A 22,098-nucleotide genomic window follows, 5' to 3' on the forward strand; every position below is an offset into this window, starting at 1 on the left:
CTATGAAAGTTGTTCTTCAAAGAGTTTCCCAGGCATCAGTTACTGTCGATAATCAAGTAGTTGCCAACATTCAAAAGGGATTATTAGTTTTGGTTGGAATTGAAGATTCCGATAATCAGGAAGATATTGATTGGCTGGTCGGGAAAATCATTAAAATGAGAATTTTTGGCGATGAAAATGACATTATGAACTGCTCGGTTCAAGATATTGATGGTGAAATACTTGTTGTAAGCCAATTTACACTTCATGCTTCTACAAAAAAAGGAAATCGTCCTTCGTACATAAAAGCTTCAAAACCAGAATTCGCTATTCCGATGTATGAAAATTTTGTAAAAACTTTAGAAAAAGAATTCAATAAGAAAGTTCAAACCGGAATTTTTGGTGCTGATATGAAAGTCAGTCTGTTAAATGACGGACCGGTTACGATCATAATGGACAGCAAAAACAGGGAATAAAAAATAATTAAACGTTTGTTAAGAATTTCTAAAAATAATATATATTTGGAGAAATTCCTTACTAATGAAAAAACCTTTTTTTGCGTTATTTTTTTTCTTTTTTACCCTTATTTCTTTTGCTCAAAAGAGCGAATATTCAATCCTTACTATTGCCGATAGTCTTAAAGAAAATGCCAATGCAGTTGTTCGCTTAGACCAAACTGATATTGCTATTTTGTCACAGCGAAGCATGAATGTCAAAAATCATCGCGTTGTGACTGTTTTTAATGAAAATGGTAATGATGCTGTACATGCATCACAAGGCTATAGTAAGAATTCTTCAATTAAAAATATTGAAGCCATTGTTTATGATGTTTTTGGTAATGAAATTAAAAAAATCAAGAGAAAAGATTTTAAAGATCAAAGTGTTGCAGATGGAATGACACTTATTTCAGATAATAGGTATATGTATTTGCAATACACGCCAATTTCATATCCATATACAATTGTTTTTACAAGTGAAGTCGAAACTTCAACGACTGCATTCATTTCAACATGGATGCCATTGGATGAATATTACACCAGTGTAGAAAAAAGCATTCTTAATGTCAAATATTCATCCAATTTAGGATTTAGAAAAAAAGAATGTCAGTTTTCTAGCTTTAATATTAAAAAAACTATCGATAACGAAACTCAATTAAGTTATACGGCATCCAATATTTTAGCTCAAAAGTATGAAGATCAAAGCCCTGTTTTTACAGACATCTATCCAAAAGTTATGATGGGACTTGAATTTTTTAATTTGGAAGGAGTAGATGGAAATGCAAAAACGTGGAAAGAATTTGGAAAATGGTGGGCTGATAAGATTTTAGTTGGTACAGATCAGATTTCAGAAGAAACCAAATCTAAAATGAGAAATCTGGTTGGAAATGAGCAAGATCCGATTAAAAAAGCAAAATTAATATATAATTACCTTCAACAAAAAGTTAGGTATGTGGCTATCGCAGAAGGAATTGGCGGTTGGAGACCAATGCTGGCAAGCGATGTAGATCGTTTAGGTTATGGAGATTGTAAAGCTTTAACCAATTATACAAAAGCATTATTAAATTCTGTTGGAGTAGAATCGTATTATACAAAATTATACGGTAATCGCTATAAAACAGATATTGTATCAGATTTTGTATCTCAACAGGGAAATCATATTATTTTGGCTATTCCAAACGGAAATCATTATACCTGGTTGGAATGCACAAGCCAAGATGATCCTTTTGGTTATCAAGGAACTTTTACAGACGACAGAGATGTTTTAGTAATCAAGCCAGAAGGCGGTGAAATTGTTCGAACTAAAGTTTACGAAGACAATGGTAATACTCAAAAAGACAAAGGAATTTATTCAATAGACGAAAATGGAAATTTCTCCGGTTCGATTTCAATAGTTTCTGAAGGCTCTCAATACAGTTCAAAAGCCAGAATCGAAAATTTACAGCCTACAGAAAAAGAAGCACATTATAAAGAATATTGGGATAATATCAATAATTTGAAATTAGGGAAAATAACTTTTTCAAATGATAAAGAAAACATTCGTTTTACCGAAGATGTGCAGCTGAGCGCTATAAATTATGCTTCAATTTCAGCTAATAAAATGATTTTCGCAATTGATGCTTTCAACCAGAATACGGGAAATATCAAGAGAATCAGAAATAGAAAAAATCCGTTTCAAATTCAGCGCGGTTATTTAGATTCTGATGAAATTGAAATTAATCTGCCAGCTGGTTTTACGATAGAATTTCTTCCTTCAAACTTTGAATTAAAAGGAAAATTTGGTGAATATAAAACGGAAATTATCAAAAAAGAAAATAACAAACTGACTTACAAACGATCTATGTTTTTGAATAAAGGAAAATATTCAAACAAAGAATACGATGAGTATCGTCTTTTTATGGAGCAAATTTCAAGAAACGACAACGCCAAAATTATATTAACCAAGAACTAACCAAATGAAATCTATTAAATTTTTTAGTCTATTTATTGTACTGCTATTTGTTTCAAAAACAACAGCGCAAGAATTTAAATTAGGAAAAGTATCTATCGCCGAATTAGAACAAAAAGTGCATCCAAAAGATTCATCGGCCGTGGCAGCTGTCTTGTATACGAAAGGAAAAGCCAGAATCGAATACGATCCAAACGATGGATTTGTTACTTTGACTGATGTTGAAGCTAGAATTAAAATTTACAAAAAAGAAGGCTACGATTGGGCCAATCAAAACGTTTGGTATTATAATATTACAAATCTGAGTGAAAAAGTGTCGTTTAGTGACGCGTATACTTATAATCTGATTGATGGTAAAATTGAAAAAACAAAGCTGAAAAGCGAGGGAATTTTTGATGAAACTGTAAATAAGTTTAGAGCAAGGAAAAAAATCACAATGCCGAATGTTAAAGAGGGTTCAGTGATTGAATATCGGTATACGATCAAAAGCCCAAGCGACAGATTGATCAGAGAATGGGATTTTCAAAAAAGTATTCCGGTTAATTATTCAGAGTTTATGACTTACGTGCCTGAATATTATGTTTTTAATTCGAGACAAAAAGGTTATGTTTTTCCTAAAATGACAGTTGATAAAAGGCCTAGATCTATCACTTTTAATAATAAAGACAGAGTTTCAGACGGGCATGTTGTAAAAACAGAATATTCGACTGAAAAAGTAGATTATATTGAAACGCAAACAACCTACATAGCGCAAGATTTTCCTGCGATGAAAGATGAGGCTTATGTAAATAATATGGATAATTATGTTTCGAGTATTCAGCATGAATTGTCTATGACAAAATTTCCAAATTCACCAATGAAAATGTATTCAGCAGATTGGAATTCTGTTGCAAAAACCATTTATGAATACGACAGCTTTGGCCCAGAATTAAATAAATCAGGATATTATGAAGATGATTTAAAAATTGTGCTTGCAGGAAAAAATACACCTGAAGAAAAAATATGGGCAATTTTAAACCATGTAAAGTCAAATGTAAAATGGAATGGCTATCGCGGTTATGATTGTGATAATGGTGTAAAAAAAGCCTATAAAGAAAAATCAGGAAATATTGGCGATATCAATTTAATGCTTACTTCGATGTTGCGTTATGCTGGTTTAACGGCAAATCCGGTTTTGGTCAGTACACGTGAAAACGGAATTGCATTGTTCCCAAATCGAACTGCTTTTGATTATGTAATCGCAGCGGTCGAAACGCCAACCGGAAATGTATTACTGGATGCATCTGATAAATTTTCGACGCCAAACATTTTGCCTTTCAGAACACTGAATTGGTCCGGACGATTAATTAGAAAAGATGGAAGTTCTGAAGAGGTCGATTTAATGCCTAAAAAAACGTCAAGCGATATTGTTTTTCTAAGTTATAGTATAGAGCCTGATGGAAAAGTAACAGGCAAAACCAGAAGGCAATGTACAGATTATAATGCCTTGATGACTAGAGATCGAATTAATGGTTTGAAAGAAGAAGAATATCTAGAAAAGTTAGAGAATAAAAGCGGTAAAATCGAAATAAGCGATTATGTTCGTACAAACGAAAAAGAAATTCTGCTTCCCACTATAGAAACGTATTCATTTACCGGGAATAACTTTTGTGAACTTATTGGAGGAAAAATTTATGTTAGCCCAATGTTGTTTTTTGCAAACGAAAAAAATCCGTTTAAACAAGAAATAAGAGAATATCCTGTAGACTTTGGTTTTCCGTTTTTAGATAAATATAATATTACGATTAAAATTCCAGAAGGATTTGCTGTTGAGACATTGCCAACTGGTACAATAATCAATATGCAGGATAACATCGGCAGTTTTAAATTTAATGTTGCAGCTGACGGAAATACATTGCAGTTAAGTATTGCGCATCAAATCAATGAAGCAATTGTAACAACAGAACAATATGAAATGCTTAAAGAATATTATAAAGGAATGATTGCAAAAGAAACGGAGAAAATTGTTTTAAAAAGAATCTAACATGAAATTCCGACACTTAGCAATAGTTGTTTTTTTATTTATTGGATTTCTAAAAATCAATGCTCAAAATTTTGAGATGGGAAAAGTAACTATTGCTGAGCTTGAGGAAAAAAAACATCCAATTGATTCTGCAGCTTCAGCAGCTATTTTATTTAGCAAAGGAACTGTGGATATAAAAAATACAGGCTCATCTGAAACTAGCGTTCAGATGCGGATAAAAATTTACAAGAAAGAAGGCTACAATTGGTCTAATGTTCAATTTGCTTTCCCTTCGGGAAAATTAAGTGCTATAAGCATAACTGAAGTTTATACTTATAATTTGGTCGATGGAAAAATTGTAAAATCTAAATTAAAGCCAGAAGGTGAATTTCTCGAAAAGAGCAATAAAAATTATTGGATTAAAAAGATCACGTTTCCAGATGTGAGAGAAGGGTCTATAATAGAATATCAATTTAAAAATTACGGCGGTGCTTTGAATATTCGCGATTGGGATTTTCAAAAAAGCATTCCAGTTAATTATTCAGAGTTTAAAACGATAATTCCAGATTCATTTGTATTTAAAAGAAATACAACTGGTTTTTTTTCGCCAAAAATAAAAACTCAAGTTGCCAATACATATGGCTATTTAGCGATCGAAAATATTTATTCGCTTCAAAATCTGCCAGCCATGAAAGAAGAAGAATATGTCAATAACATCAATAATTATCGCGCTTCTATTTCTCATGAACTCGAAACTATAGCAATTCCAGGTCAGATATTTAAATCATTTTCTTCAAATTGGTCGGCAGTAGCAAAAACAATTTACGAATATGAAAATTTTGGTCTTGAATTAAATAAAACAGGTTATTTTGAAGAAGACTTAAAATTATTGTTGCAAGCAAAATTAAAATCTGAAGATAAAATGACAGCGATTTTAAATTATGTAAAATCGAACATAAAATGGAATAATCATTTCGGATATGGCTGTGATCAAGGCGTTCGAAAAGCATATAAAGAAAAGACAGGAAATTGTGCTGATATTAATTTAATGTTGACAGCAATGTTGCGTTATTCTGGTTTAGAAGCGCATCCGGTTTTGATAAGTACGCGTTCTAATGGCATTACTTTTTTTCCTAATATAGATGCTTTTAATTATGTTATTGCCGCAGTGGAAACTCCAAACGGAAATGTTTTATTAGATGCAACTGATGAATTTTCAACTTTAAATATTTTGCCATTAAGAGATTTAAATTGGGTGGGAAGATTGATTCGTAAAGACGGAACTTCTGACGTTATAGATTTGATGCCAAAGAAAACCTCTAATGATCTTGTTACAATGAGTTTTGAAATTACAGAACAAGGAAAAGTAGAAGGAAAGGCTAGAAGACAATATTCTGATTACAATGCTTTGAGTTTTAGACAAAAAACAGCATCTGAAAAAGAAGAAGCTTACATTGAAGAAATTGAAAACAAAAACAGCAATATCGAGATAAGCGAATACAAAAGAGTAAATCAAAACGAATTTTTATTGCCAGTTTCAGAATCTTTTTCTTTTACAGGTTCAAATTTAGCAGAAGTAATAGATGGAAAAATTTACTTAAATCCGATGTTGTTTTTCTTAAGTGAAAAAAATCCGTTTAAGCAGGAAAAAAGAGAGTATCCAGTCGATTTTGGTTTTCCTTTTTGCAATAAATATACCATAACAATTAAGCTTCCGGAGAATTTTACAGTCGAAAATCTACCCGAATCTACTGCCGTGGTTATGGAAGATAATCTAGGTGCTTTTAAGTTTGATATCGCATTTACAGACAACCTAATCCAGATTTCGATGATACATCAAATCAACGAGGCTATATTTCCAATCGAAAAATATGAAATGCTTAAGGAATATTATAAAACAATGCTTGCAAAACAATCAGAGAAAATAGTTTTAAAAAGAATTTAAATATGAAGTTTCAAAATCTTGCAGTTGTTTTTTTACTTTTCTGCTTTTCGAAAATAAATGCTCAAAACTATGAGTTAAGTAGAGTTACAATTACTGAATTACAAGAAAAAACAAATCCAAAAGATACAGCAGCGCCTGCCACAATTTTATTTAAAAAAGGGAGAACATTTTTTACATACAATAAAGATGTTGGGTTTTCGGCCAATCATGTTTACGAGTTTAAAATTAAAATCTATAAAAAAGAAGGACTTGACTGGGCGAATCAAAAAGTACGATTTTATATAGGTTATGAAAACCTAAACGAAGACCGATTAGAGTTTACAAATGCCATTACATATAATCTCGAAAATGGTGCAATTGTAAAAACTAAATTAGATAATCAGGGAACTTTTAAGAAGAAAGTAAATAAATTTTGGAATGAAAAAATGATAACATTGCCAAACGTAAAAGTAGGTTCTATTATCGAATACAAATACATACTAAAATCAGAGAATATAGTTAGACTGCCTGATTTTGAAATTCAATATGACATTCCTGTAAATTATTTTGAATATAAAACGGAGATTCCTGAGTTTTATATTTACAAACCTATTTTGATTGGAAAACTACCAATAGAATCAGAGGCTAAACTTGTTGATAAGAATCAAAGTTTTGATAATGATTACAATCGAACCAGTTTGCTTTCTTTTAGACAAATCAATTCTTCTTATAAAGGAAAAGATATTCCAGCTTTAGCACAAGAGCCTTATGTAAATAATATTGAGAATTACAAAGGATGTATTCAGTACGAATTAGAGAGAATTCGTTATCCAGATAAGCCAGATAAAGATTATACTATAACTTGGGAAGGTGTTGTTTCTACTATTTTTAAAGATGAAAGTTTCGGAAAAGAATTAAATGAAAAGAACTTTTTAATAGAAGATGTTAAACGATTATTGAATGGTGTAGAATCGTTGAATGAAAGAATGAATATTGTTTTTAAGTTCGTTCAGAATAAAATGAATTGGAATGAAGAAAAGAGTTATTATACGGATAAAGGAATTGTAAAAGCATACGCAGATCAAACAGGAAATGTCGCGGAAATTAATTTCATCTTAATCAATATGCTGAAATTAGGAGGGGTTGATGCTAACCCCGTTTTAGTAAGTACTATTGAAAATGGCGTACCAGTTTACCCGACAAGAACGGGTTTTAATTATGTTATTGTTGCTGCGCAAATTGATGGAAAGCAAATTTTGCTCGACGCTTCGCATAAATTTACTTCACCAAATATTTTGCCATTAGATGTTTTAAACTGGAAAGGGAGATTGATCAAAAAAGATGGAACTTCTCTAGAAATCAATTTGGATACAGATAATTTATCTAAAGAATTTTCAAGTGTAATAGCCAAAATGGATGCTTTTGGAAAAGTTGAAGGAAAGATCAGAATTCAGAGAACAGATTATGATGCTTATAATTTTAGGATTAAAAATGCCAATAGAAGCCAAGAAGATTATCTTGACAAATATGGAGGACAACTGGGAGATTTAAAAATCTCAAATTATGTTGTTGAAAATAAAAACACAAATTTGTCAAATCCTATAATTGAAACTTTTGAGTTTTCATCAGATAACCAAATTGAAATTATTGGAGGAAAAATATTCGTTAGCCCGTTACTTTTTTTTACCAGATCGAAAAATCCTTTTAGTCAGGAAAAAAGACAAATGGGGATTTATTTCGGATACCCAACCCAAGAACGATTTAATGTGACTTTGGATATTCCGGAAGGATATCAAATAGAAGCAATGCCGACTCCAATTAGAATTGCATCTGAAAATAAAGAAATAATATATACCTTAAATGTTTTAAATCAAGGAAACAAAATTCAAATTAGCAGTGTAAAAGAAATTAACAATAGTATTTTTGCAGCTGAAGATTATGATGGATTAAAAGATCTTTTTCAGAAAATGATTGCCAGTCAAAACGAAAAAATTATTCTTAAAAAAATATAACTATGGATTTGAAAAATGCACAGCTTGATGTAGATACGTGGATAAAAGAACATGGTGTTCGCTATTTTAACGAATTAACCAATATGGCACAACTTACGGAAGAAGTAGGTGAAGTTGCACGTATCATTGCACGTCGCTACGGAGAACAATCTGAAAAAGAAAGCGATAAAAACAAAGATTTAGGAGAAGAATTAGCCGATGTTGTTTTCGTGGTTTTATGTCTTGCCAATCAAACCGGAATCGACTTGCAAGCCGCCTTTGATAAAAAAATGGATTTAAAATCGGTTCGAGATAAAGACCGTCACAAAAACAACGATAAATTAAAATAATTGTGAAATATCACTCATAAGTTTTGAATTATGAGTTTTGAATTTTGAATTATGAGCAGGGAGTGGTAAATTGCGGAGCTGAATTACGTTTTCTAATCATTCATAATTCAATTTACAACTTACAATTAAAAAAATGAATTTACTACTCCAGACAACTCAACATAATTTACAAGGACAAATTGCAGTAACAGGATCAAAAAGCGAAACCAATCGATTATTATTATTAAAAGCTTTGTTTCCAAATATTACTTTAGCCAATACATCTAATTCTGATGACAGCGAAGTAATGCAAAAAGCATTAATTGGTAACGAAGAAATCGTAGACATACACCACGCAGGAACAGCAATGCGTTTTTTAACTGCTTATTTTGCAGTAAATGAAGGAAGAGAAGTTGTCATGACAGGTTCAAGCAGAATGCAGGAACGTCCGATAAAAATTTTAGTTGAAGCTTTAGGACAATTGGGAGTGGAGATTTCTTATGAAAAAGAAGAAGGATATCCGCCAATTCGAATCAAAGGAAAAAAAGTTACGGCTTCAAAAGTAACATTGGCAGCAAATGTAAGCAGTCAATACATTTCGGCACTTTTATTAGTGGCTTCAAAATTAGAAAATGGTTTAGAACTGACTTTAGAAGGAGAAATTACTTCAATTCCGTATATCAAAATGACTTTGGCTTTGCTGAAGGATCTGGATATTCAAACCAGTTTTGAAGGAAATGTAATTAAAGTGCATCCAAAAGCAGAAGTAGCATCAAAAGAAATGGTAGTAGAATCAGATTGGAGTTCTGCCTCTTACTTTTTCAGTTTAGTGGCTTTGGCCGATACTGCATCAATCACTTTAAGCAGTTACAAAGAAAATAGTTTACAAGGTGATTCTGAATTGATTTCATTGTATCAAAAATTAGGAGTTCAGACTACTTTTGAAGGAAATAAAATGACTTTGGTAAAGCAAGCTGATTTTAAATTTGAAGATGTAAATTTCGAATTGAACAATACGCCTGATATTGCGCAAACAATTGTCGTAACTTGTTTAGGTTTAGGGATTGGCTGTCATTTAACAGGGCTTCATACTTTAAAAATCAAAGAAACTGACCGTTTGGAAGCACTTCGAATTGAACTTACAAAATTAGGAGCCAATATCTCGGTAACCAATGATAGTCTGACTTTAGTAGCCTCAGAAAACATTAATCATAATGTAAAAATTGCAACATATAACGATCACCGTATGGCAATGGCATTTGCACCATTGGCATTAAAAGTGCCAATTATTATAGAAAATGCTGAAGTAGTTTCTAAGTCATATCCTGATTTCTGGAATGATTTAAAAGAATTAAATTTCGAAGTTTTCGAATTGTAAAAAATGTTGAACCATATAAGTGATATAAGTTCATTTAAATAAATGAGCATAATTAGAATAGCCCTTGGTTTTAACTAGGGGTTTTTTATGTTTAGATTTTTCGGCTTTAGCCAAATAAAAACACCATCAATTTTTTAAAGTATGCAAATTAAATGCACTTATATCACTTATATGATGAAAAACAGTTTTTTGATGTTGTCGAAACGCCACTAAATCAGCTACTTTTGAAAATAAACAGCAAAACACTTGACAACGCCTATCTCACAATCGTATATTTGCACACGATTTATAATTTTAGATATAAAATCTAAGATCTACACTTTAAAATCAACAATTCAAATATGAAATTATCACATTTTCAATTTAATTTACCAAAAGAACTTTTAGCGGAATTTCCAGCAGAAAACAGAGATGAGTCTCGTTTAATGGTAATTGACCGTGCAAAGCAAACTATAGAACATAAAATGTTTAAAGATGTTATCAATTATTTTGATGACGGAGACGTTTTAATTCTTAACAATACAAAAGTTTTTCCGGCACGTTTGTACGGAAACAAAGAAAAAACAGGTGCAAGAATTGAAGTTTTCTTATTAAGAGAATTAAATTCAGAGCAACGTCTTTGGGACGTTTTGGTTGATCCGGCTAGAAAAATCCGTATCGGAAATAAACTTTATTTCGGAGATGACGATTCATTAGTTGCTGAGGTAATCGACAACACAACTTCTCGTGGTAGAACTTTACGTTTTTTATATGACGGTTCTTACGAAGAATTCAGAAATAAATTGACAGAACTTGGAGAAACTCCAATTCCTAAATACATCAACAGAGAAGTAACTGCTGAAGATGCTGAAAGATACCAGACGATTTATGCAAAAGAAGAAGGAGCTGTTGCGGCGCCAACTGCTGGTTTACACTTTTCAAAACACCTTTTGAAAAAATTAGAAATCAAAGGAGTAAATTTTGCTGAGGTTACGCTTCACGTTGGTTTAGGAACTTTTAATCCGGTTGAGGTTGAAGATTTGTCTAAACACAAAATGGATTCTGAGGAATTGATCATCAAACAAGAAGCTTGCGATATCGTTAACGAAGCAAAAGCAAAGAAAAAACGTATATGCGCAGTAGGAACAACTTCTATGCGTGCTATTGAAAGTTCAGTTTCTTCTCAAAATACTTTAAATCCGTACGAAGGATGGACAAATAAATTCATTTTTCCTCCTCACGATTTTAGTATCGCAAACTGTATGATTACAAATTTCCACACGCCAAAATCTACATTGTTAATGATGATTTCTGCTTTCTGTGGTCACGATTTAATGAAAAGAGCTTACGATGAAGCTATCAAAGAAGAATATAAATTCTATTCTTACGGAGATGCTATGTTAATTCTTTAATTAGAGTTTATCTTATAAATAAACCCGACAGTATTTTTAGAAGCTGTCGGGTTTTCTGTTTTTATAGTTTTGTTTCAAGTTTCAGGTTTCAAGTTCTTTCTGCAAATTAACCGCAAAGCGCGCAAAGATTTTTGCTCAGTTTGTGTTTGCCAAGTGCTAAAGAACGCAAAGCTTTGCGAACTTAGCGTTTGTAAACGTCAACCTTGATAAAAATCTTTGCGCGCTTTGCGGTTAAACACACAAAGCATATCAACTTGAAACCTGAAACCTGAAACAAAACAAACAAAATTTGTTATTTTAGCAGTCAAAATAAAAAAAATGACTTTTCAAAATACACGCGAATTCGCGAAACAACTCGATTCACAAGATTCGTTAAATCATTATCAAGATCAATTTATTTTCCCTAAAGTGAATGACAAACGCGTTATTTATTTTACAGGAAATTCACTTGGATTACAGCCAAAACGGACTAAAGCTTATATCGATGAAGTAATGAATGACTGGGCAGAACTTGCTGTCGAAGGTCATTTTTATGCTCAAAAACCTTGGTGGGATTATCAGGAAAGATTTGCTGAACCGTTGAGTAAAATTGTTGGAGCATTGCCATCGGAAGTTACCGTAATGAATACTTTGACTGTAAATCTTCATTTATTGATGGTTTCTTTTTATCAGCCTAAAGGCAAACGTTACAAAATTATCTGCGAAGAAAAAGCTTTTCCATCAGATCAATATATGTTTCAGAGTCAGGTTCATTTTCATGGATATAAACCCGAAGATGCAATTGTCGAAATTAAAAGACGAGAAGGCGAACATAATATTCGCTTAGAAGATGTTTTAGCAAAAATTGAAGAAGTTGGAGACGAACTGGCTTTGGTTTTAATTGGCGGCGTAAACTATTATACCGGACAAGTTTTCGATATTAAAACTATTACTCAAGCCGGACAAAAAGCCGGTGCAAAAGTAGGCTGGGATTTGGCGCACGCGGCTGGAAACATAAAATTAAATCTTCACGAGTGGAATGTAGATTTCGCTGCCTGGTGCAGTTATAAATACATGAATTCAGGACCAGGAAATGCTTCTGGAGTTTTCGTTCATGAAAGACATCACAACGATTATGATTTGCCTCGCTTTGCTGGATGGTGGGGACATAATAAAGAACGCCGTTTTAAAATGGAACCAAATTTTGATCCGGTTCACGGAGCAGGTGGATGGCAAATTAGTAATTTACCGGTACTTTCTTTAGCGCCATATTTAGCGTCGGTAGAAATGTTTGCTGAAGTTGGAATGGATGCTTTAATTGAAAAAAGAGATCATATTACTTCTTACTTAGAATTTATCCTGCATGAAATTGATAAAGAAGTTAAAGGCAATTTCGAAATAATAACTCCTTCTAATCCTGAAGAAAGAGCGTCACAGTTATCCGTATTTTTACACGGAGAAGGCAGAAGTCTATTTGATTATTTAATGAAAAACGGAGTAATTACAGATTGGCGAGAACCTAATGTAATTCGTCTTGCACCAGTTCCGTTATATTGTTCATATGAAGATATGTATGACTTTGGGCAAATTCTTAAAAAAGGAATTTTAGGAAAGTAACAAAAAAATAAATAAAATATCTTCAAATTCTATAACCTTTAATCTAAATCTTGTAACTCAAATAGAATATAACGGTTTTACTTTGTAGTGTACAATTTTTAAAACTACAATCATGAAAGCCTTATATATTTTATTCGCGGCCTTAACAATCGTTTCTTGTCAAAATCAAGGAAAAGAAGATCTTAACAGAGCAAAACAAGCCAGTATTGACTCAATGAAAGTTGAAATTGACAAACAGCGTGTTATTGATTCAATGAAGACTGAAATGGCGAATGTACAAGCAGAAAAAGAAAAAGTTGAAGCTCAAAAAGTTGTAGTAGTTCATCAACAAGCTGACGGAACGGCAACTTCGACTACCACTACAACAAAAAAGAAAGGTTGGAGTTCAACTGCTAAAGGTGCTGTAATTGGTGCTGGAGTAGGAGCTGCAACTGGTGCGATCATTAGCAAGAAAAAAGGTGAAGGTGCCATTATTGGTGGTTTAGCCGGAGCTGGAGTTGGAGCAGGAACAGGTGCTATTATTGACGGAAGCAAAAAGAAACAATAACAACTACTCTAAATATAAAATCCCCGATTCAGTTTCTGAGTCGGGGATTTGTTTTTTTATACAAATTCCAAAGTTGGTATTTTTATGGTTTCTAATTCTGATTTATAAAAATTGAATGCTTTTTTAATTTTTTCTTCATCCTTTTTAAAATAGAAAATGGATGAAAATAAAGTTTGATAATATTCAATTCCACTTAAAAGATTTGTTTTAAAAGTATTCCATTTTTTAATTTGATTCGGAGTCGCTTCGTCAGAAAGCGTTTCAATTTCATTTCTAAAATAATCAACATACATTTTTAATTCTTTTACGAATAAGTTTGGACGATCGTTTTCTTTTAAGATAGAAATGTTGCCGTAAATATGCTGTAACATCTCTTTTAAAGAAACTTCTTGGTTAAAATAAGCCATATTAGGTCCGGGACAAATTACAACGCCTTGAGCCTGTCCTTTTGTTTTAATGTTGTTTTCTAAATAAGAAGCATTTGCTAAACCAACGCACAAACATGATTTTTCAGTAATTTGTGTCTTCGTCTTTTCATAACATGATTCTGAAAGTAAATCTTTTTTGGTTTCTAATTCTTCTAATTTTAGATCTTGATATTTTTTTGAAGCGGTACAAATGCCTTGAGAGTCGTATTCTTTGCTTAAAGCAAGGAATCTTTTTGGACAAGAACTTCCTGCTTTGTTTTCTTGAATTCTTTTTTGTTTTAAAATTTCGTTTGAAGTGCCTTTTACGGTATTAAACGGAACTCCCAAAGGTGAAATATGACTTAAATACAGATCTTCTTCTTTAGCATTCATCAGTAAATTTCTAGTTTCCTGATCGACAGATGTAGCTTCAGGAACTAATAAAAAAGGTGAACCCCAGCCAACGGAATCGACGTTATAATTTTCTAGTAAAAAATCATGTTCTTCTGCAGTTCCAACACCTCCTTGAACGGTGATTCTTAAATCTAAAGGGTTTTCTGGAAAAGCATGCTTTTTTTGCTGTAAAACTTTTACCATCAGTTCGTGCGCAGATTGTACCAACTCTTGTTTTTTCTGCTTAAATTCTTCTAAAATTGTTCCCAATAAAAGTCCCTCAGTTGCAAAAGCGTGTCCGCCACAGTTTAATCCTGATTCGATTCGGTATTCTGAAACCCAAAGCCCTTTTTTGGCTAAAAAATTTCCCTGAATCATAGCCGATCGAAAGTCGCTTACTTTTAGAATGATTTTCTTTTTTAGTTGATTTTTTTCATTCGGATAAAAATCATTAAAATTTTCAAAATAACTGTAAAGCCTCGGATTCATTCCTGCCGAAAGAACTACAGATGATTCTAAATTACTGTTTGCAAAACCTCTTAACGCAGCATGAGCATCATTAAATTGAATTGGCAATTGTTCGTTTTTAATGAAATTATCTTTGTCTAATTTCGTCATGATATTTACATCAATTGCGCCGGGAGAAAAGTGAGATTCGACATAGTTTTGAATGTTTTCTTTAAAAGAAATCCCATCTTCTAATAAATTTTGAAAACCTTTTTTTATGTCTGAAGAATTAGGAAGGATTGCCATGAAATTTTCTAAAGCAGTTTTGCTTTCTGCAAGTTCTGTTTTAAAGCTTTCGAATTTCTGTTTTACGATTTTATCAACTAAATTTAGGTAAGATGTAATTCGTTCAGCTCGATAATCGTGAAATTTCTGAGTTATTTCTTCGTATGGAAAATTGAATTTGGTGCTGTAAAAATTGCGCATCTTCTCAATTAAATCATCATCAGCAATAGAAATAACAGATGAAATTCCGTATTGTGCTACTCGAATTGGGCTGTCAATGGTATATGCGAGTCCCATTACAGGAATATGAAAAGTGTGTAGAGATGGTTTTGTCATTTGTTTTCATTTTAAAATAAAAACAAATATTGAAAAAAGGATTTTCGTAAAAGCTGATAATTGTCAGGTTTGTAAATTGTTGGAAAGAATGTTATATCAAAATCTTCTTCAAAGATTCGGCAATGCTTCGCCATAAAAAGTTGTAAAATGATTTTTCCTGAATTCTTTCCAGTTCAACATCGGCACTTTTTGCTTTGTCTTTCGAGTCATTTTTGACAAGTAAATTAACGATTGCTGATTTTAGTTTAGCCTCTTTTTCAGGATGTTTCTTTTTGTATAATTTGACTTTAAGATCGTCGTAATCGAGAGAAGCATTTCCTTTTGAGATATTATCGTTTCCGTAAAAATTAAATCGATATTTATTAAAGACTCCAGTAAACGAAGCGTTCATATAAGGCTTGCTGAATTGCCCCATTGCCCTAACATCAAAATTCGAAATAACGCCCTGAATATGAAAACTGTCTTTTTTGTCCAGAACATTAAAACTCCAATCGACATTTAAAGGCGAAGTTTTCATGAAAATGCAATTCACTTTAATCTTAACATCATTGGTTTTTTTCAAACCAAAACCGCTTCGGAGATTAATGGCTCTCAAATTGAATTTATCGAAGTTCAAAACTCCTGGTCCTTTAGAAAAATCTATTTCTTCTTCGTAAACCAATTTTGATTTCAAAACTTGCAAAGTGTCAATTTGAAGCGGAAATTTAATATTTCGCAATAAATGATTGTATAAATATTTTTTGCTCAAATCGTCTTTAGGCATTTTTCCGCGGTAAATATTGGCGTTGAAATGATTTATAATAAGAGCATTTGCCTTAAAGTAAAAACGATCGTTCTTGAATCCCCAATCCATTTTTTTTACTTGTGCCGAGTCAAATTTCAGTGTATAAATATCTTTTTCCTTATCCAGTTTTTTAATAAAATCGCGTCTATTAAATTGAGGGATATGAGAGAAATTGTTGATTTTTAAAAAGTTTTTTTCAGTTGCTATTTTACCAATATTAATATGATAAAACGCACTTGGTCTGTAAAATAAACTATCAATAACTAAAGCGTAAGTTTTGTATTGAATCGGAATTTTTTCTTTCAGAGTCGCATCTGTTATTAAAATGCCTTCTAATTTTAAAATGATTTTTTTAACGCTGAAAATTGGTTTTTCGGTATCTAAAGAAACCACATCAACAGTTCCGTCATTTAAGTAAATGTTTGAAACTGCAACAATTTTGCGGAAAGGCTCGATGATTTCGCTTTTAATACTTTTGCTGTTGTTTAAAAGTTTTTCGCCTTTTTTATATAAAATGACGCGAGGTTTATTAATGATAATGCTTTCTGCCTGAATAACATCTCGAAAAGCTAAATCCCAAATATTAAAATGTTTTATGGTAATTGATTCAATTTTAGAAAAGAGTCCGTTTTTACTGTCTTTCGGCTGATTTTTTGGACTTACCAATAATGTCGTTGCGTAGATGTTTCGAGAAAGAAGCGAAACTTCAATTTTTTCATAATTGATGTTGTAAGCCGTTTTGTTTTTCTCATGAATAATAATAGGAAGCTGTTTTTTAATCCAATAATTCAAGCCAATATTAGCCAAAATCACAAGTAGAAAAAGAGAAATTACGCCGATTATTATTTTTTTATAGACTGACATTTATTGTATTGATTTTAAATACATAAATTTAGACTTTAAAAAACTAAGTCACTTACAGGATTTAAGTTATAAATTACATTATTACAAATTTGATATTGTTATACTTTTTTTGAATATGAGAAAAATTAAAAAAATACTGCTGGTTTTATTGGTCTTGATTGTAGTTTTAGGAATTGGTTTATGTGCTTATATTTTTCATTTAAAACCCAAATATGAAGGAGAACTGAAATTAAAAAACCTTGTAAATGAAACCACCGTTTATTTTGATGATTTTGGTGTTCCTCATATTTATGCCAATTCAGAAAAAGATGCCATGACCACCTTAGGTTATGTACATGCGCAGGAAAGATTATGGCAAATGGAATTGCTCCGCAGAATTGCGCCCGGAAGATTATCAGAAATCTTCGGATCTGTTGCGCTTAAAAATGATAAGTTTTTCTCCGGAATTGGTATTGAAGAAGCTTCGGCGAAAGCCATAGCCAAATTAGATAAAAATAGTCCGAGTTATCAATTGACTTTGGCGTATTTAGATGGAATAAATCAATATTTAGAAGAAGGTCCTACACCAATTGAATTTACGTTGGTTGGCGTAAAAAAAGAAAAATTCACAATAAAGGATGTTTATAATATTTTTGGATATATGTCTTTCAGTTTTGCAATGGCTCAAAAAACAGATCCGTTATTGACAGAAATTAAAAATAAATACGGAGCTGAGTATCTGAAAGATTTAGGAATTGATGGCGAATTTAATACAACCAAAATTAAAAGCTCAAAAGACAATATCGACGAATATAGTGCGATCGCAAAATCGGTTGCAAGTTTGCTGGACACATCTCCGATTCCTCCATTTGTTGGCAGCAACAGCTGGGTTGCCGGACCAACGAAGACAAAGAGCGGGAAAGTAATTTTTGCGAATGATCCGCATATTGGGTTTTCGCAGCCGGCAACTTGGTATGAAGCACATTTAGTCGCACCAAATTTTGAATTGTACGGCTGTTATTTGGCCGGAACTCCATTTCCGTTATTGGCTCATAATCGCAATTATGCATATGGTTTGACCATGTTCGAAAACGATGATATCGATTTTTATCAGGAAAAAAATAAAGCTGGAGATGTAAATCAATATCAAACACCAGCGGGTTTTGCAAATTATGAAATCAGAAAAAAAACAATAAAAGTTAAGGATACTTCTGATGTTGTTTTGACTGTAAAATCAAGCCGACACGGACCCATTATGAATGATTTAATTGAACGCTTGGATAAAAAAAATCCGATAGCCATGTCTTGGATTTACACGCAGCAGCCTATTCAGATTCTTGATGCAGTTTACGGACTTTCGCATGCAAAAAGCAAAGACGAATTTAGAAAAGCCGTGCAGTTAGTTGCTGCGCCGGGGCTGAATGTTATGTATGGCGACGCCAAAGGAAATGTCGCTTGGTGGGCAACCGGAAAATTGTACAAACACAATAAAGGTGTCAATTCGTTTATGATTTTAGATGGCACGAGCGGAAAAGATGATATTACGGAATATTTAGATTTTTCTAAAAATCCGTCAGCCGAAAATCCGAAATGGGGTTATGTATATTCTGCTAACAATCAGCCGGAAGCTGTTGACGGTTATTTGTATCCGGGCTATTATTTGCCTGAAGATCGTGCGAAGAGAATCTCAAGTTTAATGGATTCAAAATCAGATTGGGATAAAGAAGCCATAAGTAAAATGATTTTTGATAATACATCGCCAGTCGCGCCGCAAGTAGTTCAAAGTTTGGTTTCGAATGTAAACACTGCGTTGCTTTCAAGTGAAGAAAAAAAGGTGCTGTCGACTTTAAAATCCTGGAAAGGAACAACCAATCTACAAGATGTTGGACCAACAATTTACAATAAATGGATTTATTTGTATCTAAAAAATACTTTTCAAGACGAAATGGGCGAGGAGAACTTTACTATATTTCTGGGAACGCACATCGGGAAACAAATTATTGCGAGACAAATTGAAAATGAAAATTCAGTTTGGTGGGATAATATTAAAACTAAAAATGTAAAAGAAACCAGAAACGATATCGTTAATAAATCGTTTCATGAAGCTGTAAAAGCGCTTCAGGAACAATTAGGAAATGATATTTCTCAATGGAATTGGGAAAAAGTACACACTGTTGAACACGAACATCCGTTAGGTAAAATTGCAGCTTTGCGCAAATTATTCAACGTTGGTCCTTTCGCAGCGCCCGGCTCAAATGAAGTAATCAATAATCAGTTTTTTGGATTTAACGAAGAAGGAAAGTATTATGTAAAAGGCGGACCATCAACCAGAAGAATTGTCGATTTCTCGGATATCGAAAACAGCTGGAGCATTATTCCGACGGGACAATCTGGAAATCCATTCAGCAAACATTATGACGATCAAGCAGAAATGTTTAATGCTGGAAAATTCAGAAAAATGAAATTGAATAAAGAAGAAATCATAAAAACTTCTACTAAATTGATTTTTAAACCAAAAGGATAGAAAAGTTTCAAGTTTGTTTTATTTCAGGTTTCAGGTTTGAGTTTGATAAAAATAAAAAGTTCAAAGGTTTTAATCTAAAACCTTTGAACCTCTATGTCTCTGTTCCTCTGTGCATTTGCACCTTGCTGCCTTTTATTTAGAAATATACTTTCCCTTCACAATATCATTTGCAAAAATATTCAGATTATTTGCAAGTGCTTTATTGGCAATCATAACATTTGTACTTTGGTAAGCAGTATCTTTTTCATACGCTTTTAATAAAGTTTCCAGTTCAACTTCATCATAAAATGCGAACATATTATAAATGGCATCTCTAAAGTTTTTGTAGTTGATGCTTTCTGTTATTTCCATTGCTTTTTGATCGTTCCAGCCTTCTTTTGCAGAAGCTTCATTTATTTTAGACAAGCAAAAATCAATAACATAATTTTTGTAATGTGCCGCTTCGATAATTTTGTCGACAATAATTTTATTTTGTTGCGTAGGCATTGCTACAGGCGTAGAATTTGTTTGAGAATTAGATATTGAAGGAATAATCAAACATAGCATTAAAGCCAAAAAGGCGTGCTTTTTTAAATTTTTCATAGGTTAATCAGTTGTTTTTGGGTACGGCTAAAATAGTGTTTTTTCATTTTAAAAGTAAAAGGATAAAAAAAATATTTATGTATTTTTTTAATACATAGTCTATTCATTTATTAGATAAAATAAGTGCTGTTTTTGACCTGATTTTAAATGTGTTTTAATAGTATTAATTTTAAAAATTACTCAATAAAATTGCTATTTTTGAAAAAAACCAAAAACCTATTTATGTATAAGAAAATTACACTTTTTGCATTATTGCTTTCTACTATTGGTCTCATACTCGGATTTTACAGAGATTATGATTCGCTATTATTCTCCATTTTGGATTACATTAGTTATAATATATCTACAGGTCGCGAATTTTTGTGGTTCGAAGGAAACTGGCTAAGATTGTTTTTTAGTTTCTTCCTTTTTGTGGGCGGTATTGCTTATTATGTTTCCAAAGAAAAAGAAACCCGACTTTTGCGTTTTATATTTTCGGTTTTGTTTGTAGAACATTGTTTTTTTATGCTGATACGTCTGTATCATGTTTTTAATTACATTAAAAACGCTGCTGTAAAAGATATTTTGATTTCTTTGGGCTCATTGGCTGTAACATTATTTATGCTCTATTTTTTATACAAAAGCATGCAATATTTGAATAAGTTAAAAGAATTGGATTATGAAACTTTTGTTTATACCGAGTCAACTAAAATTTCTTATTTTGAAACAAATAAATGGCAGCGTTTACTGCATCTTACAATCGATTCGGCCGTTTTTGGATTAATGGGATTTCAATTTTTAGATCTTTTAATGCGAGTGCCTTTTTTTCATCAAATTTTAGAAAATTTCGGAACGCAGTTTAGTCAGCAGGTAACCTTTGCCATTATTGTCTTTGTCTTTAGGACTTTATTTTATTTTGTTTTTGAAGCTCTTTATAACGCAACACCAGCAAAATTTTTGACCGAAAGCAGAGTTGCAGATTATGAAGGTTTAAAACCAACAGCTTCGGGTATTTTTAAAAGAACCTTATCCAGAAGTATTCCGTTAGATTCGCTCTCGTTTTTATTTAAGGCAGATTGGCATGATTCTATTTCAGAAACGCAGGTTTACAAAGAGAAAAAGACAGGAATTAAGGGCGGATATTATTTTATGCTGTTTCCATTAGCAGTATTTTTAATCTACACAGCAAGTTTGTGGGAAGAAAAACAAGAAAAAGATAGATATCACGAAGCCGCACAGAGGACATTTGAAGAAAATAAAGCAATTATTCTGGACGCACTAAAAGTTATAGATTCTAACACCGTTTTACAGCTTAAAAGCGGAAGATATGACGGACGAACTAAATTTTTAAAAGCAGATAAGATCTCAAATGAATCTATTGAATTTTCAATTTTCAATTTGAATGAAAATGAAAGTTTTAATCTTTCGTTACTTGAAAATAAATTTACAGTTGCAAAAGATAGTTTAGATAAAGTTACCCTTACCAAAACAGATTTGCTCAAAATGATTTTAAGCAAATATGAAGAATCCCCAAATTACTATGAAGATGATAAGGAAACTTTTGATGGATTAATTAGAGTGCCTCAATTAGAAGGCAGATTTATTGAAGATATTATAAGGTTAAAATCGCCTAATTTAGTTGTTTCAGACAGTAATTTTGACACAACAGGCTTTTATGTCGAACTAAAAAACAACGGAATTCCGGCTGAAATAATTGCAATATCCTCAGATGATAAAAAGGTGAATTGGAGTTCGAATATTTTTCCTATGCGATTTTTTGATTATGGAGGCCTAATCATTCGTGGTACAGGAAAAAATCTTACTGGTTTTAAATTTAGAATTACACTAAATGACAAGCTGAACCAAAAAAGTATTTACGAAATTTCTAGTACTGAAAATCCAACAACAACACAATTAAGAATTATAAAATTGTAGC

At 32.2% G+C, this 22,098-nt stretch carries 15 protein-coding genes; 12 read left to right on the plus strand and 3 right to left on the minus strand.

Going from position 1 to position 22,098, the window contains the following annotated elements:
- The first annotated feature begins 2 nt into the window (after positions 1 to 2).
- The 10 genes from dtd (at position 3) to IRZ83_RS16855 (ending at position 13,582) form a co-directional block, all read left to right on the plus strand.
- Positions 3 to 455, plus strand: a complete 453-nt coding sequence (gene dtd / locus IRZ83_RS16810) for a D-aminoacyl-tRNA deacylase (RefSeq protein ID WP_194570418.1) — start codon at positions 3 to 5, stop codon at positions 453 to 455.
- 64 nt (positions 456 to 519) lie between these two features.
- Positions 520 to 2,427, plus strand: a complete 1,908-nt coding sequence (locus tag IRZ83_RS16815; protein WP_194570419.1) for a DUF3857 domain-containing protein — start codon at positions 520 to 522, stop codon at positions 2,425 to 2,427.
- A gap of 4 nt (positions 2,428 to 2,431) precedes the next feature.
- Positions 2,432 to 4,447, plus strand: a complete 2,016-nt coding sequence (locus IRZ83_RS16820) for a DUF3857 domain-containing protein (RefSeq protein WP_194570420.1) — start codon at positions 2,432 to 2,434, stop codon at positions 4,445 to 4,447.
- A gap of 1 nt (position 4,448) precedes the next feature.
- A complete protein-coding gene (locus IRZ83_RS16825) occupies positions 4,449 to 6,371 on the plus strand; it encodes a DUF3857 domain-containing protein (protein ID WP_194570421.1) in 1,923 nt (640 codons plus the stop codon).
- A 2-nt stretch (positions 6,372 to 6,373) separates the two neighbouring features.
- Positions 6,374 to 8,362, plus strand: coding sequence for a DUF3857 domain-containing protein (locus IRZ83_RS16830; protein ID WP_194570422.1), 1,989 nt, complete (start codon positions 6,374 to 6,376; stop codon positions 8,360 to 8,362).
- Between the two features lie 2 nt (positions 8,363 to 8,364).
- Positions 8,365 to 8,691, plus strand: a complete 327-nt coding sequence (locus IRZ83_RS16835; RefSeq protein ID WP_012022600.1) for a nucleotide pyrophosphohydrolase — start codon at positions 8,365 to 8,367, stop codon at positions 8,689 to 8,691.
- Between the two features lie 133 nt (positions 8,692 to 8,824).
- The gene (aroA, locus tag IRZ83_RS16840; protein WP_194570423.1) at positions 8,825 to 10,048 is read left to right on the plus strand and encodes a 3-phosphoshikimate 1-carboxyvinyltransferase; all 1,224 of its coding nucleotides are present in this window, start codon (positions 8,825 to 8,827) and stop codon (positions 10,046 to 10,048) included.
- 341 nt (positions 10,049 to 10,389) lie between these two features.
- Complete coding sequence (gene queA / locus IRZ83_RS16845; protein WP_194570424.1) at positions 10,390 to 11,439, plus strand: tRNA preQ1(34) S-adenosylmethionine ribosyltransferase-isomerase QueA; 1,050 nt, start codon at positions 10,390 to 10,392, stop codon at positions 11,437 to 11,439.
- 318 nt (positions 11,440 to 11,757) lie between these two features.
- On the plus strand, positions 11,758 to 13,035 hold the full coding sequence (gene kynU, locus IRZ83_RS16850; protein WP_194570425.1) for a kynureninase: 1,278 nt from the start codon (positions 11,758 to 11,760) through the stop codon (positions 13,033 to 13,035).
- Positions 13,036 to 13,147: 112 nt separating this feature from the next.
- The gene (locus IRZ83_RS16855; protein WP_194570426.1) at positions 13,148 to 13,582 is read left to right on the plus strand and encodes a YMGG-like glycine zipper-containing protein; all 435 of its coding nucleotides are present in this window, start codon (positions 13,148 to 13,150) and stop codon (positions 13,580 to 13,582) included.
- Positions 13,583 to 13,638: 56 nt separating this feature from the next.
- Here IRZ83_RS16855 and IRZ83_RS16860 read toward each other — a convergent pair whose 3' ends face one another.
- The gene (locus IRZ83_RS16860; protein ID WP_194570427.1) at positions 13,639 to 15,450 is read right to left on the minus strand and encodes a hypothetical protein; all 1,812 of its coding nucleotides are present in this window, start codon (positions 15,448 to 15,450) and stop codon (positions 13,639 to 13,641) included.
- 91 nt (positions 15,451 to 15,541) lie between these two features.
- Positions 15,542 to 17,098, minus strand: a complete 1,557-nt coding sequence (locus tag IRZ83_RS16865) for a hypothetical protein (RefSeq protein ID WP_194570428.1) — start codon at positions 17,096 to 17,098, stop codon at positions 15,542 to 15,544.
- 115 nt (positions 17,099 to 17,213) lie between these two features.
- Between IRZ83_RS16865 and IRZ83_RS16870 the strand changes: the two genes are divergently transcribed.
- The gene (locus IRZ83_RS16870; RefSeq protein WP_194570429.1) at positions 17,214 to 19,601 is read left to right on the plus strand and encodes a penicillin acylase family protein; all 2,388 of its coding nucleotides are present in this window, start codon (positions 17,214 to 17,216) and stop codon (positions 19,599 to 19,601) included.
- Between the two features lie 132 nt (positions 19,602 to 19,733).
- Here the strand turns inward: IRZ83_RS16870 and IRZ83_RS16875 are convergent, their stop codons facing one another.
- A complete protein-coding gene (locus IRZ83_RS16875; protein WP_194570430.1) occupies positions 19,734 to 20,183 on the minus strand; it encodes a hypothetical protein in 450 nt (149 codons plus the stop codon).
- 222 nt (positions 20,184 to 20,405) lie between these two features.
- Here IRZ83_RS16875 and IRZ83_RS16880 point away from each other — a divergent pair, with 222 nt between their 5' ends.
- Positions 20,406 to 22,097 carry an RDD family protein gene (locus IRZ83_RS16880; protein WP_194570431.1) on the plus strand — a complete coding sequence of 564 codons (1,692 nt, stop codon included), beginning with the start codon at positions 20,406 to 20,408 and terminating at the stop codon, positions 22,095 to 22,097.
- Position 22,098 lies beyond the last annotated feature (1 nt).

Source organism: Flavobacterium sp. JLP (genome assembly GCF_015350755.1).
Lineage (GTDB): Bacteria > Bacteroidota > Bacteroidia > Flavobacteriales > Flavobacteriaceae > Flavobacterium.

Coding starts and splice junctions, on each gene's coding strand:
- dtd (WP_194570418.1), top strand. CDS start 3: ATGAAAGTTGTTCTTCAAAGAGTTTCCCAGGCATCAGTTACTGTCGAT.
- IRZ83_RS16815 (WP_194570419.1), top strand. CDS start 520: ATGAAAAAACCTTTTTTTGCGTTATTTTTTTTCTTTTTTACCCTTATT.
- IRZ83_RS16820 (WP_194570420.1), top strand. CDS start 2,432: ATGAAATCTATTAAATTTTTTAGTCTATTTATTGTACTGCTATTTGTT.
- IRZ83_RS16825 (WP_194570421.1), top strand. CDS start 4,449: ATGAAATTCCGACACTTAGCAATAGTTGTTTTTTTATTTATTGGATTT.
- IRZ83_RS16830 (WP_194570422.1), top strand. CDS start 6,374: ATGAAGTTTCAAAATCTTGCAGTTGTTTTTTTACTTTTCTGCTTTTCG.
- IRZ83_RS16835 (WP_012022600.1), top strand. CDS start 8,365: ATGGATTTGAAAAATGCACAGCTTGATGTAGATACGTGGATAAAAGAA.
- aroA (WP_194570423.1), top strand. CDS start 8,825: ATGAATTTACTACTCCAGACAACTCAACATAATTTACAAGGACAAATT.
- queA (WP_194570424.1), top strand. CDS start 10,390: ATGAAATTATCACATTTTCAATTTAATTTACCAAAAGAACTTTTAGCG.
- kynU (WP_194570425.1), top strand. CDS start 11,758: ATGACTTTTCAAAATACACGCGAATTCGCGAAACAACTCGATTCACAA.
- IRZ83_RS16855 (WP_194570426.1), top strand. CDS start 13,148: ATGAAAGCCTTATATATTTTATTCGCGGCCTTAACAATCGTTTCTTGT.
- IRZ83_RS16860 (WP_194570427.1), bottom strand. CDS start 15,450: ATGACAAAACCATCTCTACACACTTTTCATATTCCTGTAATGGGACTC.
- IRZ83_RS16865 (WP_194570428.1), bottom strand. CDS start 17,098: ATGTCAGTCTATAAAAAAATAATAATCGGCGTAATTTCTCTTTTTCTA.
- IRZ83_RS16870 (WP_194570429.1), top strand. CDS start 17,214: ATGAGAAAAATTAAAAAAATACTGCTGGTTTTATTGGTCTTGATTGTA.
- IRZ83_RS16875 (WP_194570430.1), bottom strand. CDS start 20,183: ATGAAAAATTTAAAAAAGCACGCCTTTTTGGCTTTAATGCTATGTTTG.
- IRZ83_RS16880 (WP_194570431.1), top strand. CDS start 20,406: ATGTATAAGAAAATTACACTTTTTGCATTATTGCTTTCTACTATTGGT.